The following is a 14957-nucleotide window of genomic DNA, read 5'->3' on the forward strand; positions in this document are numbered from 1 at the left end:
TGAACCGTTCTTCGACTCAAGAACCCGGCGCAGGTGGATCCGCTCCATCGGGCGCTGCCGTGATTCTGGTGGGTGTGGACTTCGGACTGCCGCATTTCGATGCGGAGCTCGAGGAACTTGGCCTGCTGGCCCAGACGGCGGGCCTGGAGCCCGTGGCACGCCTGACGTGCAAGCGCCGGGCACCCGATGCGGCCCTTTTTGTGGGCAGCGGCAAAGCCGACGAAATCAAGTTGCTGGCGCAGCAAGTGGGCGCCGTAGAGGTGCTGTTCGACCAGGCCCTGAGCCCGGCGCAGCAGCGCAATCTCGAGCGTTTTCTGGGCCTTCCGGTCAACGACCGCACCTTGCTCATCCTCGAGATCTTTGCCCAGCGTGCACGCAGCCACGAAGGCAAGCTGCAGGTCGAGCTGGCCAAACTGCAATACCTGTCCACGCGACTGGTGCGTCGCTGGTCTCACCTGGAGCGCCAGAGCGGCGGCATCGGCATGCGCGGCGGCCCGGGTGAAACCCAGATCGAGCTCGACCGGCGCATGATCGGCGAGTCCATCAAACGAACCAAGGAACGTCTGGTCAAGGTCAAGCGCCAGCGCAGCACCCAGCGGCGGCAGCGTCAGCGGCGCGAGACCTTCACCATCTCGCTGGTGGGCTACACCAATGCGGGCAAGTCGACTTTGTTCAATGCGCTGGTCAAGGCTCGCACCTATGCGGCCGATCAATTGTTCGCCACGCTCGACACCACCACGCGCCAGCTTTATCTGGGCGATGGGGCCGGGAGCGGGCGTTCGGTGTCTTTGTCGGACACGGTAGGATTCATCCGCGATCTGCCGCATGGACTGGTCGATGCGTTCGAGGCCACGCTGCAGGAAGCGGTCGACGCCGATCTGCTGCTGCATGTGGTCGACGCGGCCAATCCTTCGTTTCCCGAGCAGATTGCCGAAGTTCAGCGTGTGCTGCACGAAATCGGTGCGGGCGACATTCCGCAAATCCTGGTCTTCAACAAGCTCGACGCCATAGACCCGGAAAAGCGGCCGCTCGTGTCCGTGGACAGCTATGAATTGGATGGCGATCAGGTCCCGCGCGTGTTCTTGAGCGCACGCAGCGGTGACGGCCTGGAGCACTTGCGCGGGCTGCTGAGCGAGCGTGCGCTGGTGGCGATGACCCCTGGACCCGATGCCGAATCGCGTGGCGATGACGCGAATTGGGCACAATAAAGGGTCAGTGTGTCGAGTAGGGTCGGTCCGCGTGTAGGCGTGGTCCGATATGTTGTTTAAAACTTTACGTCCGATGAGCCCTCATCCCATGATGTTTCGACTGATGTCCTTGCCGGCGCGCATCCGCGGCATGTTCAATCTCAATGACCCCCGCTGGGGCCGTGATGACAGCGCCGACGGTTCGGACAAGCCGAGAAATCCGGACGAATCGCCGGCGGACGGTCGTGGCCAGCCCGATGTGCCGCGCCCCTCCGAGCATCCCTACGGGCAACCGCAGGGATCGCGCCGCCCGCAGGGCGACAACCAGGGCCCTCCGGACATGGACGAGCTCTGGCGCAATTTCAACAACAAGCTCAACGGCCTGTTCGGCAACCGCCGGCCGGGCAATGGCCAGCGTCCCCCCGGACGCCCGGGCCTGGGCGGCGGATCGCCGCGCAGCGCGGGCATCGGTGTCGGATTGATCGCCGGTGTGGCAGTCCTGGTCTGGGCCGGAACCGGCTTCTTCATCGTGCAGGAAGGCCAGCAGGCCGTCGTGACGCAGTTCGGCCGTTTCCACACCACCGTGGGTGCCGGTTTCAACTGGCGTCTGCCTTACCCCTTCCAGCAGCACGAGATCGTCAACGCCACGCAACTGCGTTCCGTGGACGTGGGCGGCGATACGCTGATCCGGGCGACCGGCCTGCGCACCTCGGCCCTGTTGACCGAGGACGAGAACATCGTCGAGATCAAGTTCGTGGTGCAGTACCGCCTCAAGGACGTCCGCAACTTCCTGTTCGAGTCCCGTGATCCCGAAGCCGCCGTGGTGCAGGCCGCCGAAAGTGCGGTCCGCGAGGTGGTGGGCAAGATGAAGATGGACTCGGCCATGGCCGAGGAGCGCGATCAGATCGCAGGCCGTGTGCGTGACCTGATGCAGGTCATCCTCGACCGCTACAAGACCGGCATCGAAGTCGCCGCCGTCAACATGCAGCAAGGCGGCGTGCGCCCGCCCGAGCAGGTGCAGGCAGCGTTCGACGACGTGCTCAGTGCCGGTCAGGAACGCGAGCGCCTCCAGAACGAAGCCCGCGCCTATGCCAACAACGTGATTCCGCGTGCCCAGGGTACCGCCGCGCGTCTGCGCGAGGAAGCGCAGGGCTACAAGGAACGTGTGGTGGCGCAGGCCGAGGGCGATGCACGCCGCTTCGACTCGGTCTTTGCCGAGTACCAGAAGGCGCCGCAGGTCACGCGTGACCGCCTGTACACCGACGCCATGCAGGAAATCTACAAGAACGTCAGCAAGGTGATGGTCGACACGCGTCAGAACTCGAACCTGCTGTACCTGCCGCTCGACAAGCTGATGCAGCAGGCCGGCAAGGCCGTGGTGCCTTCGGCCACCGGCGACGGCTCCACCGACGACGTCGGCGCCGTGATCTCCGGCAACGGCGGCAGCAACGCTTCGGGCAACGCGGCCGCAAACATCAACAACAACCGCACGCGCGACGATCTGCGCTCGCGGGAATCGCGCTAATTCCGGGGAGTTTGATTTATGAACAGAATCGGTTTTGTCGTTGCCTCGGTCCTGCTGGCTCTGCTGGTGTTGAGTTCGACGGTGTTTGTCGTGGACCAGCGTCAGTTCGGCGTGGTCTACACACTGGGCGAGATCCGCAAGGTCATCACGCAGCCCGGCCTGCATTTCAAGTTGCCGCCGCCGTTCCAGAACGTGACCTTCATGGACAAGCGTCTGCTCATGCTCGACAGCGTGGATGCGGAACCCATGCTGACGGCCGAAAAGCAGCGCGTGGTGATCGATTGGTATGTGCGCTGGCGCATCACCGATCCGCAACTGTATATCCGCAACGTGGGCGTGAGCGAAATGGCCGGCGCCAACCAGCTCTCGCGCATCATCCGCGACTCGTTCCAGGAACAGATCAACAAACGCACGGTGCGTGAGCTGCTGTCCACCCAGCGCGACTCGCTGATGGCCGACGTGAAGCAGGAAGTGGCCGAGCGCGTGAGTTCGGGCAGTGCCTGGGGTATCGACATTGCCGATGTGCGCATCACACGCGTCGATTATGTCGAGGCGATCACGGGTGCGGTCTACCGCCGCATGCAGGCCGAGCGTCTGCGCGTGGCCAACGAGCTGCGTTCGACGGGTGCGGCAGAAGGCGAAAAGATCCGGGCCGACGCCGATCGCCAACGCGACGTGGTCGTGGCCCAGGCCTATCGCGATGCGCAGGCCATCAAGGGCGAGGGCGATGCCCAGGCCAATTCGACCTACGCCTCCGCCTTCGGCAAGGACGCCCAGTTCGCGCAGTTCTATCGCAGCCTGGATGCCTATCGCCAGAGCTTCTCCACGAAGAACGACGTGATGGTGATCGATGGCTCCAGCGACTTCTTCAAGGCCATGCGCAGCCCGGCGTCAGCCGGCAATCGCTGACATGCGCCAGGCCGCCATCCGGGCATCGGCCCGGTGTGCAGGCGCGTGGCCGTCCTGCACGCGTCAGATCTCCGGGAGCCGCTGAGCCATGGGCTGGGATGTCTGGCTGCTGGGCCTGGGGATGGTGCTCGTTCTCGAAGGCCTGCTGCCTTTTCTTTCGCCGTCTGCGTGGCGTGAAACCATGCTTCGCCTGTGCCAGATGGACGATGCCCGCCTGAGGATGGTCGGGCTGGGCAGCATGGTGGCAGGACTGCTTCTGATCGTGTTCCTGAGCTGATCCAGGCAGGCCGCCGACCCGCGCTCTGGCGGGTCATTTTCCGACCCGGGTGCTTGGCCCGGTAGAATCACGTTTTTAACACCCCCCACAAATTCAATGTCTGCCTGGCCTTCGACCTGGCTGTTGCCAGATCACGTCGCTGATGTCCTGCCTTCCGAGGCAAGACATATCGAAGATCTCCGCCGCCAATTGCTGGACTCGGCTCGTGCCTATGGTTACGAGCTGGTGATGCCGCCCATGCTGGAGTATCTGGAGTCGCTGCTGACCGGCAGCGGCGAGGCGCTGGATCTGCTGACCTTCAAACTGGTCGATCAGTCGTCGGGCCGCACGCTGGGCGTGCGCGCCGACTCCACGCCTCAGGTGGCGCGCATCGACGCCCATCTGCTGAACCGTCAGGGCGTGACTCGCCTTTGCTACTGCGGACCGGTCTTGCACACCCGTCCCAGCGGTCCGCACGCGACCCGCGATCCGCTTCAGTTCGGCGCCGAGATCTACGGCCATGCCGGACTCGAGGCCGATCTGGAAGTGCTGCAACTGGCCCTCGAATGCATGCGCCAGACCCGGGTTCCGCCCATGGTGCTGGATCTGGCGGACATGCGCATCGTGCGCTCGCTGCTGGCCGGCGTGATGGTCGACGCACAGGTGCTCGAACAGGTCTATACCGCGCTGTCCGTCAAGGACCGCGAACGGCTGCGGTCGCTGACACGCGACTTCCCCGCCTCTTCGCGCGATGGCCTGCTGGCGCTGCTGGATCTGTATGGCGATGCCGCCATCCTCGACGAAGCGCGCCGCGTGCTGCCGCAAAGTGCCGTGCTGTCGCACGCGCTCGACGAACTGGGTGTGCTGGCCAAGACGCTGAGTGCCGAGCCAGGCGTGCGTGTGTCCTTCGATCTGGCCGACCTGCAGGGCTACGGCTACTACAGCGGCATGCGTTTTGCCATCTACGCACAGGGCACGAGCGATGCGCTGCTGCGTGGCGGTCGCTATGACGAGGTCGGTGCCGTGTTTGGCCGCAACCGGCCTGCCGCAGGCTTCAGCCTGGACGTCAAGGAACTGGTGCGGGTGGTACCGCGCCTGCCGCTGCGGGCCGCGATCCGTGCGCCCTGGGGCCAGCAACCCGCCTTGCAGGCGGCCATCGGCCATCTGCGCACAAGCGGCGAAACCGTGGTCTGCGTTCTGCCGGGCCACGAAAGTGAAATCGATGAATTCGAATGCGATCGCGTGCTGGTCCAGCACGACGGTCAATGGATCGTCCGCGCGGCCTGAGGCCGCCCCTGTCTATCAATGGTTAGCAAGCATCAATCAGGAATTGAGTCTGTCATGAGCACAACATCTGGAAGAAACGTCGTTGTCGTCGGTTCGCAATGGGGCGACGAAGGCAAGGGCAAACTGGTGGATTGGCTGACGGAGTACGCACAGGGCGTGGTCCGCTTCCAAGGTGGCCACAATGCCGGCCACACCCTGGTCATCAACGGCCAGAAGACAGCCCTGCACCTGATCCCCAGCGGGATCATGCGTCCCGGCGTGAAGTGTTTCATCGGCAACGGCGTGGTGCTGTCGGTCACGAAGCTGCTCGAGGAAATCGCGCAGCTCGAGAAAGCCGGCGTCGAAGTGCGCAACCGCCTGCGCATCAGCGAGGCCTGCCCGCTGATTCTGCCGTTCCACAGCGCGCTCGATATCGCCCGCGAGCAGGCACGCGAGCAAGGTGGCCAGATCAAGATCGGCACCACCGGCCGTGGCATCGGCCCTGCGTACGAAGACAAGATCGCCCGCCGCGCCCTGCGTGTGCAGGATCTGCGCCATCCCGAGCGGTTTGCGCAGAAGCTGCGTGATCTGCTGGCCTTGCACAACCACGTGCTGACGACCTTCCTGAACGCACCGGCGGTCGAGTTCCAGCCCGTCTACGACGAAGCCATGGCGCAGGCCGCGCAGATCCGTCCGATGATCGCCGACGTGTCGCGCGAACTCAACGAACTGAACCTGAACGGTGGAAACCTGCTGTTCGAAGGCGCCCAGGGCACGCTGCTGGACGTCGACCATGGCACGTACCCCTTCGTGACCTCGAGCAACTGCGTGGCGGGCAATGCCGCCGCAGGCTCGGGCGTCGGTCCGGGCATGCTGCACTACGTGCTGGGCATCACCAAGGCCTACTGCACCCGCGTGGGCAGCGGTCCTTTCCCCACCGAACTCGATTGGGATACACCCGGCACCGTGGGTTATCACCTCAGCACCGTCGGTGCCGAGAAGGGTGTGACCACGGGCCGCAGCCGCCGCTGCGGCTGGTTCGACGCCGCACTGCTCAAGCGCAGCGCCCAGGTGAACGGCCTGACGGGCCTGTGCATCACCAAGCTCGATGTGCTCGACGGCATCGAAGAGCTCAAGCTGTGCGTGGGCTACAAGCTCGACGGCGAGGTGATCGACCTGCTGCCCCAGGCTGCCGAAGACATCGAGCGCTGCGAACCGATCTACGAAACGCTGGAAGGCTGGAGCGACTCCACCGTCGGCGTGACCGAATACGACAAGCTGCCGGTTGCCGCTCGCCTGTACCTGCAGCGCATCGAACACGTGACGGGTGTGCCGGTCGCCGTGGTGTCGACCAGCCCCGACCGTGATCACACGATCATGATGCAGCATCCTTTCCTGTCTGCCTGATCGCTTTTCCGATGGGGGTAAGAAGACCGAGTGTCTTCGCCCCCGTCTGTTTCTTTGACCCCACCAACAAGACGGAGCAAGCCCGATGCTGACCGAAGATGGCAAGCACCTGTACGTGTCCTACGATGAATACCACAACCTGATCGAGAAGCTGGCGCTGAAGATCCATCAGGACGGCTGGGAGTTCGACACCATTCTTTGCCTGGCGCGCGGTGGCTTGCGTCCCGGCGACATCCTGAGCCGGATTTTCAACAAACCCCTGGCCATCATGTCCACCAGTTCCTACCGTGCGGAAGCCGGTACGGTGCAGGGGCATCTGGACCTGGCCCGTTTCATCACGACGCCCCGGGGCGAGATTGCCGGCCGGGTGCTGCTGGTCGACGACCTGGCGGATTCGGGCCATACGCTCAAGGCGGTGATCGAACTGCTGCGCAACAAGTACGCCCCCATCACCGAACTGCGCAGTGCGGTGATCTGGACCAAACAAGTCTCGATTTTCACGCCGGACTATTCGGTGGAAGACCTGCCGACCAATCCCTGGATCCACCAGCCCTTCGAAGGCTACGACAGCACGGGACCGGAGCAACTGCTCGAGAAGTGGAAACTGTGATGTCGTGAAAAGGCGTCGACAGGGTGCTGGCGGTGTCGGATGATCCCGCTTTCTGATCCAGCGCAAGGTATGAAGTGAACCCGAGGGTTACACTTTGTACAACGAAGAAGAGGCACATTCGTGCCTCTTTTGCGTTGATCCCCTGGCAACTTCACTGGAGACGACATGAAAATCTTACTGGCTGTCGACGGCAGCGCCTACACCAAGAAGATGCTGGCCTATCTGGCCGCGCATGACGGGTTGCTGACCCCCAATCACGACTACCACTTGCTCACGGTTCAACCCGAATTGCCGCCGCGTGCACGCGCCGCGCTGGGCAAAGAGGCCGTGACGACTTTTTATGCGGAAGAATCCGACCGCGTGCTCAAGCCGGTCGAGACGCATCTGGCTCGCCGCGGCATCGCCAGCAAGCGGGTGGTCAAGACCGGATCGGCGGGGCAGGTGATCGCCAACGTGGCGCAGGCCGGCGCTTACGACCTGGTGGTGATGGGCTCGCACGGCAAAAGCGCGCTCGGCAACCTGATCATCGGTTCCGTGGCCACCAAGGTGCTGGCCGAATGCAAGGTGCCGGTGCTGATCGTGCGCTGAGCCCGCCCTGCATGACGCGGTTGCAGCGCAGCCGCGTTCACGGCCCTCGACCCAGCCGCTTCACAGCGGCTTTTTGCTGTGCGAAGGTCGGTCCATGGCCTGCTGAACGATGGACGGCAGCGCTTCGCGCATGGTGTCGATGAAGCGGCTCAGGCGCGCGGGATAAAAGCGGGCGGGCGGATAGACCAGGTAGACCGGCAAGGGCGCAGCCTGCCATTGCGGAGCCAGGTGCAGCAGTTCGCCCGTGGCCAGGTCTTCGGTGACGGCCCAACTCGAGACCAGGGCGGCGCCCAGGCCCAGCCGGGCAGCGTTGCGTATGGCGTACAGGCCGTCGGTGGACAGCCTCGGTTGGATGGGGAAGGTGTCGCTGGTCCCGGATCCGATATGGGTGAGGGTCACGTGCTCGCGGTAGAAGGTCCGCAACGCCAGCCAGGGCAATCCGGCGAGTTCGCGTGGATGGGTGGGCGGCGGCGTGTCGGGCAGCAGCTCGGGGGCCGCAACGACGATGCGGGGCACTTCCCCCAAACGAATGGCGACGACCGATGGATCGCTGACCGTGCCGATCTGAAGGGCGCAGTCCATGTCTTCTGCGATGAAGTCCGGCGTCCGGTCGTTGAGCAGCCATTCCACGTTCATGCGGGGGTAACGCTTGAGATAGGCGACCAGCGGATCGATGAACTGATGCTGTCCAAACGCATGCGGGGCCATCACGCGCAGGATGCCGCTGGCCTCCTCTTGGGTACCGCGCATGTCGCGCTCGAACAGCTGCCAATCCTCGAGCAGCCGCTTGGCGTGGTCGAAGCAGCGGCGGCCATCCTCGGTGAGCTTCATGGCGTGGGTGGAGCGTTGCAGCAACGGGGCCCCCAGCGACCGCTCGAGTGCCTGCAGCCGGCGACTGACGGTCGGCTGGGTGGCGCCCAGTTGCACGGCGGCCGCCGACAGGCTGCCCGCCTCGACGATGCGCACAAAGGTCTCCATCAGCATCATGCGATCGGTGCCGGGAAGAGTAGGGTGTGCAGGGTTGGTCATGCGCCGATCGTATAACGGAACTGCAAGGGATGGCTCTACACACGCATGGTCCCGAAGATCAGAATTCGCTCCATTCCATTTGAACGAGTTTTGAACATGTCTTCCATTCCTGTCATGCATGAAGAAAAACAGCTGTCCGATCTGTCGCCTGCGCGTGTCGTGCTGATGGCCACCGGTGCGGGCCTGGCCGTGGCCTCGATTTACTACAGCCAGCCCATGCTGGGCGTGCTGGCTGGCGACATCCATGCGGATGCCACGGCCGTGGGCTGGATGCCGACGCTGACGCAACTGGGCTACGCGCTGGGCATTCTGCTGCTGGCGCCACTGGGAGACCGCATCGATCGCCGCCGCGTGATTCTGGTCAAGTCGGTGCTGTTGTGTGCCGCCTTGATGGCAATGGCCGTCGCGCCGTCCGTCGGCTGGCTGCTGGCGGCCAGTCTGCTGGTCGGGCTGATGGCGACCTTGGCGCAGGACATCGTTCCCGCCGCGGCCGCGCTGGCGCCGGCTGCAAGGCGCGGCAAGGTGGTCGGGATGGTGATGACGGGATTGCTGCTGGGCATTCTGCTGTCGCGGGTGATCAGCGGCACGGTGTCCGAGTACTGGGGCTGGCGTGCGATGTTTGTGGCGGCGGCCGGCAGCATCGCGCTTCTGGGCGCAGCGCTTTGGCGCGGTCTGCCGAGTTTTGCACCGACCACGCAACTGGGTTACCCGAGGCTTCTGGGCACGCTGGCTTCGCTGTGGCGGCAGCATGGCGTGCTGCGCCGCGCGGCGGTCGCGCAAGGGCTGCTGTCGTTGGGCTTCAGTGCCTTCTGGTCGACCTTGGCGGTGATGCTGCATCAGCCGCCGTTTCATCTGGGTTCGGCAGCCGCCGGCGCTTTTGGTCTGGCCGGCGCTGCAGGCGCGCTGGCCGCACCGCTGGCCGGACGACTGGCCGATCGCCGCGGTCCGGGTTGGGTGAGTCGCCTGGGCGCGGCCGTGGCCTTGCTGTCCTTTGCGGCCATGGCCCTGACGCCCTGGTTGCCCATGCATCTGCAACTGGCGTTGCTGGTCGCGGGCGCGGTGGGCTTCGACCTGGGTATCCAGGCTGCGCTGGTGGCGCACCAGACGCTGGTCTATGGCCTGGATGCCGCTGCACGCAGCCGGCTCAATGCCGTGTTGATGGGGGGTGTTTTTGTCGGCATGGCCATGGGCGGTCTGCTCGGCAGTCTGGCGCTGGCAGCCTGGGGCTGGATGGGCGTGGTGGCCGTGGCCAGCTTGAGCAGTGCCGCTGCCTTGGTGGTTCGCCTGCGAACTTAGTCGGTTCTCTGTTCCATGGGGCGCCGGTGTATGGATGGCTGTTTTGGAGGGAAGTGTGTCTTAATGGATACGGTTGACATAACGGGACAATTCTTTGCCTTTCTTTTTTGACATTGTTTGATATCTATTTGAATGCCGGAGCAAAGGCATTTCTCATGCAGAAAAATATCGGCCTGGAACGCCGGGAAAGAGAGGCAATGTTTCGTGTGAAAAATGCATGAACCGTTGAAAACAAGCATGAATTTCCGTTTTCAGCAGTTTCTGAAGAGGGTGTGGCGAAGCTTTTTTCTGCCATGAATTCCATGCGTTATCCGGTGTGATGGAGGGGGTGGTTCAGGTCTGGGCGAGACGGGAAATGTTGCCAGTTTCGGGAATTTTTAAATCCTACATTGGCTCCCGTCGATGTCTGATCTACCTGCCGGAACTGTCGTCGCTCTGATCGAAGCAGCATTGCCGAGAACGAGGGCGGACGGTGTTCACTGAAGGGTCTGGCAATCGACCGTCGCAAAGGCGATTTCGAAACCCACCAGATCAAACAGTCCCATCATGAAGTTCGCCGTGCATCCTCTCGGCCCCCTTTTGTTCCTGAGCATGGCCTTGATGCCCGTTCAGAGCAAGGCACAAGACCCCAACACGAACGCCGCCGATCGAGCGCTTGAATCGCAGCAACGCACGCTCGAGCAGCGGGCCATCGACGGCGAACTGCAACGGCAGCTCGATCTGCGCGACACGCAGCGCATGCCTGCACCTGCCGTACTGCCCGCGTCACGCAGTGCCGGCGAGGAGCCGCAGGTGGCCTATGCGATCGAGCGCATCGTGCTCGACGACGACGATGCGCCGAGCGCCGGCAGTCTGGCCGTTATGCGCCGATACGAAGGACGTTCGCTGACGCTCAACGACGTCGTGGACCTGGTGAAGGAGCTCAACGACGATTACGCGTCGCGTGGCTTCGTGACCACGATCGTGACGCTGCCCGGCCAGAACCTGGCCTCGGGCATCCTGCATGTGCAGGTGGTGTGGGGGCGCATCTCGGGCATCACCCTCAATGGCGAGCCGTTGTCGGGTGTGATCGACAAGGTTCGTGTCGAAGCGGCGCTGCCCGGTTGGCAGGGGCAGGTGCTCAACATCCGCCAGATCGATCAACTGGTGGAGAACCTGTCGACCACCGGCAAGACGGCCACCGTGGAGGTCAAGCCGGCCGACGCGCCGGGTGCTTCCATCCTGGCGGTGCAGATCCAGAAACAACGGGTGCTCAGCGGCTCGTCCATGATGGACAACTCGGGCAGCGAACGCCGCGATGGAACCCGCAAGAACACGCTGCAGTTGTCGGTGTCCGATCTGCTGCCGCTGAACGACGAACTGAGTTTCGGCTATGGCAGGCGGCTGTTCCGGAGAGTGCCGGACAAAGAGAACAGCTACAACGTTTCGTACCGCGTTCCCTATGGCGCCTGGACCACGAGCCTGTCGTATGCAAGGGTTCAGACCGAACAGCAGTTTGCCGCGAGATTCGGTCAATACCGCAACACGGGCAGTCTGGATGATTGGCGGCTGCGAGTCGGACGGGTGCTCGCGCGCAATCAGGTCGGACGCACGCAGGTCTGGGCCGAACTGGGGCGCAAGAACAACGCCAATTTCTTCGAGGGTCAACTGATCGATGTGAGCAGCAAGCCCTATTCGCAGTTGGTGCTTGGCATGAGCCATGCCTTTCTGGCGGCCGGCGGCGCTGTGTATGCGGATCTGAGCTGGACGCGCGGCGTGCCTTGGATTCAGGGCGAATGGACACGGCCTGCTTCGGACACTGCAGCGCAGACGCGTTTCCAGGTCCTGAACAGCAATCTCAGCTGGCGCAGACCCGACAAGCTGGCGGGCCTGTCCGTGGTCTACAACGCGCGTGCCGGTCTTCAATACAGCAACGATCGCCTGCTTGGAAAAAACAAGCTCTATCTGGGCGACGAGAACTCGGTTCGGGGTTTCAAGGACACCCCGATTTCTGGCGACAAGGGGGCCTATGTGTCTCTGGGCCAGGACTTCCCTTTTGTGATCGACCGCTACTTCGTCAGGACCGTCACCGTCCGCATGGGACTGGATTCCGGCTGGGCTCGCGGCAACGGCCCCGATGCGAGCTGGCAGCGATTGACCGGCAGCGTGCTCGGTCTCGATGTCAGCGCAGGTGCGTTCCAGTGGTCGGCCATGTGGGGCTTTCCGCTGTACGTGAAGCCGTCTCAAGGTCAACGCGATCCCGTTTTCTACACCTCCCTCAGTGCCCGATTCTGAATCGAAAAGAACATTGAAATCATGAACAGCAATCTCTACAAACTTGTTTTCAGCACCCGTGTGGGTACGTGGGTGGCGGTATCGCCGGTGACGCGTGCACGCGGCAAGGGCAGCCGAAGCGGGCCGGGCACCCAGGCCTTGGCGGCCGTGATGGCGACGCTGGGCCTGCTGCCCGCGATGGCGCAAGCGGGGCTGGAGGTCGACGGCAATGCGTCGGCCGGCCAGCGCGCCGGCATCTCGCAGGCCGCCAACGGCGTGCCCGTCGTCAACATCGTCGCGCCGGGAAGCCAAGGCATCTCGCACAACAAGTTCACGCAATTCGATGTCGACGCGCGCGGCTTGATCCTCAACAACAGTCAAACCGACGGCATCTCGCAGATCGGCGGTTTTGTCGTCAAGAACGGCAACCTGGGCAACGGCCCGGCCGCCCGCGGTGCGCTGCTCGAAGTCAACGGCGGAGCCCCGAGCCAACTGCGCGGAGCCCTCGAAGGCTTCGGCAACCAGAAGATGGACGTGTTCATCGCCAACGAGAGCGGCATCGTGGGCAACGGCGTCTCCAGCGTCAACCTCAACAGCCTCACGCTCACCACGGGGCGCCCGCAGCTCAACGCCGACGGCACGGTGCGCTTCGACGTGCGCGGCGGTCAGATCACGGTCGAGGGCAGCGGCATCAACACCAGCGGACTGAGCTACTTCGACCTGGTCGCCCGGGCCATCCGGCTCAACGCCTTGGTGGCCTCGCACGGCAGCACCGCCGAGATCCAGGTCGTGGCCGGCCTCAACAGCTACAACCCCGCGAGCCGCTCGTTCTACAAGTTGGCCGACGGCGGCGAGGGCGCGCCCGTGTGGGCCATCGACGGCAGCACGCTGGGGGCCATGTACGGGCGGATGATCCGCTTCGTGAGCACGGAGTCGGGACTGGGCGTGCGCCACCAGGGTGTCGTTGCCTCGACCGGGGACGTGCGCATCACGGCGGCCGGCGACCTCAGCGTGGCCGATGTGTATGCCAAGGACGGGCTGCGGCTCGAGGGCGAGGGCATCGCCGTGGCGGCGGGCAAGCGGCTCGATGCCGATACGGTCAGTGTGCTGGCGCGGGGCGAGCTGGCCGTCGACGGCAGCATCACGGGCGAGCGCATCGGGCTCGAGGCGCAGGCGTTGAACAACCGGGGCAAGATCGTCGCGGAGCGCGTGCTGGCCGTGCAGGCGGGCCGCGTCGACAACAGCGGGGCGCTGCAGGCGGTCGAGTCGATGAGCATCGATGCCACGGGGCGGCTGGACAACCGCAAGGGCGGCACGATCAGGGCGGGGGATGATCTGCTGCTGAAGGCCGGGGCGCTGGGCAACGAGGGCGGGGGCGTGCTGGCTGCGATCGGCGGCAAGGTCTCGGCGGTCGTGGCGGGGGATGTGAACAACGCGGGCACGGTGTACGCGGGCAAGCAGGTGAAGCTCAAGGCACGCGAGATCGCCAACGACGGCGGCGTGGTGCAGGGCCAGGGCGGCGTCGAGCTGGTGGCCGGCGGTGCGATTCTCAACACACGCGGCGGACTGATCGCGGGGCAGGAGGTGAGCCTGACGGCGCAGTCGCTGACGCAGGACGATGCCGATGTGGTGGCGGGCAGCAAGACACGAGCGGGCGATCTGGAGCTGAAGATCCAGGGGGCGGTGATCAACCGCAACAAGGCCTCGATGCAGGCCAGTGGGCAGCTCATGCTCGAAGCGGGTGGGCGGCTGGTCAACGGCGAGGGCGCGCGGCTGGTGGGCGATTCGGTGTCGCTCAAGACGGCGGGGGCGTTGGACAACGCGGGCCTGGTCTACGCCAAACGCACGTTGACGGTGAAGGCCAAGGGTGGGGTGACGAATCAGGCTGCGCCCAAGCCCGCGGCCACGTCTGCACCCACGCAGACAGCGACGCAGACAGGGGACGATGAAGGCGCATTGCTGTACGGTGGCGACGGCGTGAGCGTGACGGCTGGCGGCGCGCTCGTCAACGGCCAGGGCGCACGCATCGTGGGCGGCAACGTGGCCCTCGACGCGCAGGCGCTGCGCAACGAGGGCGGTACGCTGCGGGCGGGCATCGCCGGTGCCCCTGTTGCGACAGGCACCAGCGCTACCCCGGGTGCGGCCAATGCCAATGCCGCGGGAACCCAAGGCCACCTCACGATCAAGACCGGCGGTGACGTCGTCAACCGCGAGCAGGGTCTGATGCTGGCCATGGGCAAACTCGCCATCGATGCGGCCAACGTCGACAACACCACGCAATCACGCATCGTGGCACGCGACGTGGACATCGACGCACGCGGCAACGTCGGCAACCTCGACAGCGCCATCGAGGCCGACGGTACCTTGGCCATCGATGCCGAGACGATCGTCAATCGCAAGAAGGCCGCTGCTTCTTCTTCCGCACCTGCACCCGCAACCCCATCGGGGCAGATCGGAGCGCTGAACGTGACGCTGAAGGCGCGGCAGTCGCTCGACAACGCCGGCCGCATCGAAGGCGGCAACGTCACCGTCACGACCGAGGCGCTGCACAACCGCGCAGCAGGCGAGATCCTGGGCCAGGGTGGGCTGGTCGACATCGGCACGCACACCTACGACAACGCCGGCAAGATC

12 protein-coding genes are annotated in these 14957 nt (G+C 64.4%); 11 read left to right on the plus strand and 1 reads right to left on the minus strand.

The window, feature by feature from the left end:
* Positions 1-68 precede the first annotated feature (68 nt).
* The 8 genes from hflX (at position 69) to EC845_RS10625 (ending at position 7748) form a co-directional block, all read left to right on the plus strand.
* Positions 69-1208, plus strand: coding sequence for a GTPase HflX (hflX, locus tag EC845_RS10590; RefSeq protein ID WP_123298102.1), 1140 nt, complete (start codon positions 69-71; stop codon positions 1206-1208).
* A 73-nt stretch (positions 1209-1281) separates the two neighbouring features.
* Entirely contained in the window at positions 1282-2712 is a 1431-nt protein-coding gene (hflK, locus tag EC845_RS10595; RefSeq protein WP_123297902.1) for an FtsH protease activity modulator HflK, read from the plus strand.
* A gap of 18 nt (positions 2713-2730) precedes the next feature.
* Positions 2731-3621 carry a protease modulator HflC gene (hflC, locus tag EC845_RS10600; protein WP_123297904.1) on the plus strand — a complete coding sequence of 297 codons (891 nt, stop codon included), beginning with the start codon at positions 2731-2733 and terminating at the stop codon, positions 3619-3621.
* Positions 3622-3709: 88 nt separating this feature from the next.
* The gene (locus EC845_RS10605; protein WP_123297906.1) at positions 3710-3898 is read left to right on the plus strand and encodes a DUF2065 domain-containing protein; all 189 of its coding nucleotides are present in this window, start codon (positions 3710-3712) and stop codon (positions 3896-3898) included.
* Positions 3899-3994: 96 nt separating this feature from the next.
* Positions 3995-5164 carry an ATP phosphoribosyltransferase regulatory subunit gene (locus EC845_RS10610; RefSeq protein ID WP_123297908.1) on the plus strand — a complete coding sequence of 390 codons (1170 nt, stop codon included), beginning with the start codon at positions 3995-3997 and terminating at the stop codon, positions 5162-5164.
* A gap of 54 nt (positions 5165-5218) precedes the next feature.
* The gene (locus EC845_RS10615) at positions 5219-6550 is read left to right on the plus strand and encodes an adenylosuccinate synthase (RefSeq protein ID WP_123297910.1); all 1332 of its coding nucleotides are present in this window, start codon (positions 5219-5221) and stop codon (positions 6548-6550) included.
* Between the two features lie 85 nt (positions 6551-6635).
* On the plus strand, positions 6636-7160 hold the full coding sequence (locus EC845_RS10620; protein WP_123297912.1) for a phosphoribosyltransferase: 525 nt from the start codon (positions 6636-6638) through the stop codon (positions 7158-7160).
* 165 nt (positions 7161-7325) lie between these two features.
* Complete coding sequence (locus EC845_RS10625) at positions 7326-7748, plus strand: universal stress protein (protein ID WP_123297914.1); 423 nt, start codon at positions 7326-7328, stop codon at positions 7746-7748.
* A 60-nt stretch (positions 7749-7808) separates the two neighbouring features.
* Here the strand turns inward: EC845_RS10625 and EC845_RS10630 are convergent, their stop codons facing one another.
* Positions 7809-8777, minus strand: coding sequence for a LysR family transcriptional regulator (locus EC845_RS10630; RefSeq protein ID WP_123297916.1), 969 nt, complete (start codon positions 8775-8777; stop codon positions 7809-7811).
* 96 nt (positions 8778-8873) lie between these two features.
* On the opposite strand from EC845_RS10630, the gene EC845_RS10635 reads away from it, so the two are divergent.
* The 3 genes from EC845_RS10635 to EC845_RS10645 all read left to right on the plus strand — a co-directional run.
* Positions 8874-10073, plus strand: a complete 1200-nt coding sequence (locus EC845_RS10635; protein ID WP_123298103.1) for an MFS transporter — start codon at positions 8874-8876, stop codon at positions 10071-10073.
* Between the two features lie 546 nt (positions 10074-10619).
* Positions 10620-12347: a ShlB/FhaC/HecB family hemolysin secretion/activation protein gene (locus tag EC845_RS10640; RefSeq protein WP_123297918.1), complete on the plus strand. Its 1728-nt coding sequence runs from the start codon at positions 10620-10622 to the stop codon at positions 12345-12347.
* Positions 12348-12368: 21 nt separating this feature from the next.
* Positions 12369-14957, plus strand: a 2589-nt coding sequence (locus tag EC845_RS10645; protein WP_123297920.1) for a filamentous hemagglutinin N-terminal domain-containing protein, incomplete at its 3' end; no start/stop codon positions are given.

This window comes from Comamonas sp. BIGb0124, assembly GCF_003752175.1.
GTDB lineage: Bacteria > Pseudomonadota > Gammaproteobacteria > Burkholderiales > Burkholderiaceae_C > Comamonas_F.

Bases quoted from the DNA above. Each gene is read 5' to 3' on its own strand.
- hflK (WP_123297902.1), top strand. From the start codon at position 1,282: ATGAGCCCTCATCCCATGATGTTTCGACTGATGTCCTTGCCGGCGCGC.
- hflC (WP_123297904.1), top strand. From the start codon at position 2,731: ATGAACAGAATCGGTTTTGTCGTTGCCTCGGTCCTGCTGGCTCTGCTG.
- EC845_RS10605 (WP_123297906.1), top strand. From the start codon at position 3,710: ATGGGCTGGGATGTCTGGCTGCTGGGCCTGGGGATGGTGCTCGTTCTC.
- EC845_RS10610 (WP_123297908.1), top strand. From the start codon at position 3,995: ATGTCTGCCTGGCCTTCGACCTGGCTGTTGCCAGATCACGTCGCTGAT.
- EC845_RS10615 (WP_123297910.1), top strand. From the start codon at position 5,219: ATGAGCACAACATCTGGAAGAAACGTCGTTGTCGTCGGTTCGCAATGG.
- EC845_RS10620 (WP_123297912.1), top strand. From the start codon at position 6,636: ATGCTGACCGAAGATGGCAAGCACCTGTACGTGTCCTACGATGAATAC.
- EC845_RS10625 (WP_123297914.1), top strand. From the start codon at position 7,326: ATGAAAATCTTACTGGCTGTCGACGGCAGCGCCTACACCAAGAAGATG.
- EC845_RS10630 (WP_123297916.1), bottom strand. From the start codon at position 8,777: ATGACCAACCCTGCACACCCTACTCTTCCCGGCACCGATCGCATGATG.
- EC845_RS10635 (WP_123298103.1), top strand. From the start codon at position 8,874: ATGTCTTCCATTCCTGTCATGCATGAAGAAAAACAGCTGTCCGATCTG.
- EC845_RS10640 (WP_123297918.1), top strand. From the start codon at position 10,620: ATGAAGTTCGCCGTGCATCCTCTCGGCCCCCTTTTGTTCCTGAGCATG.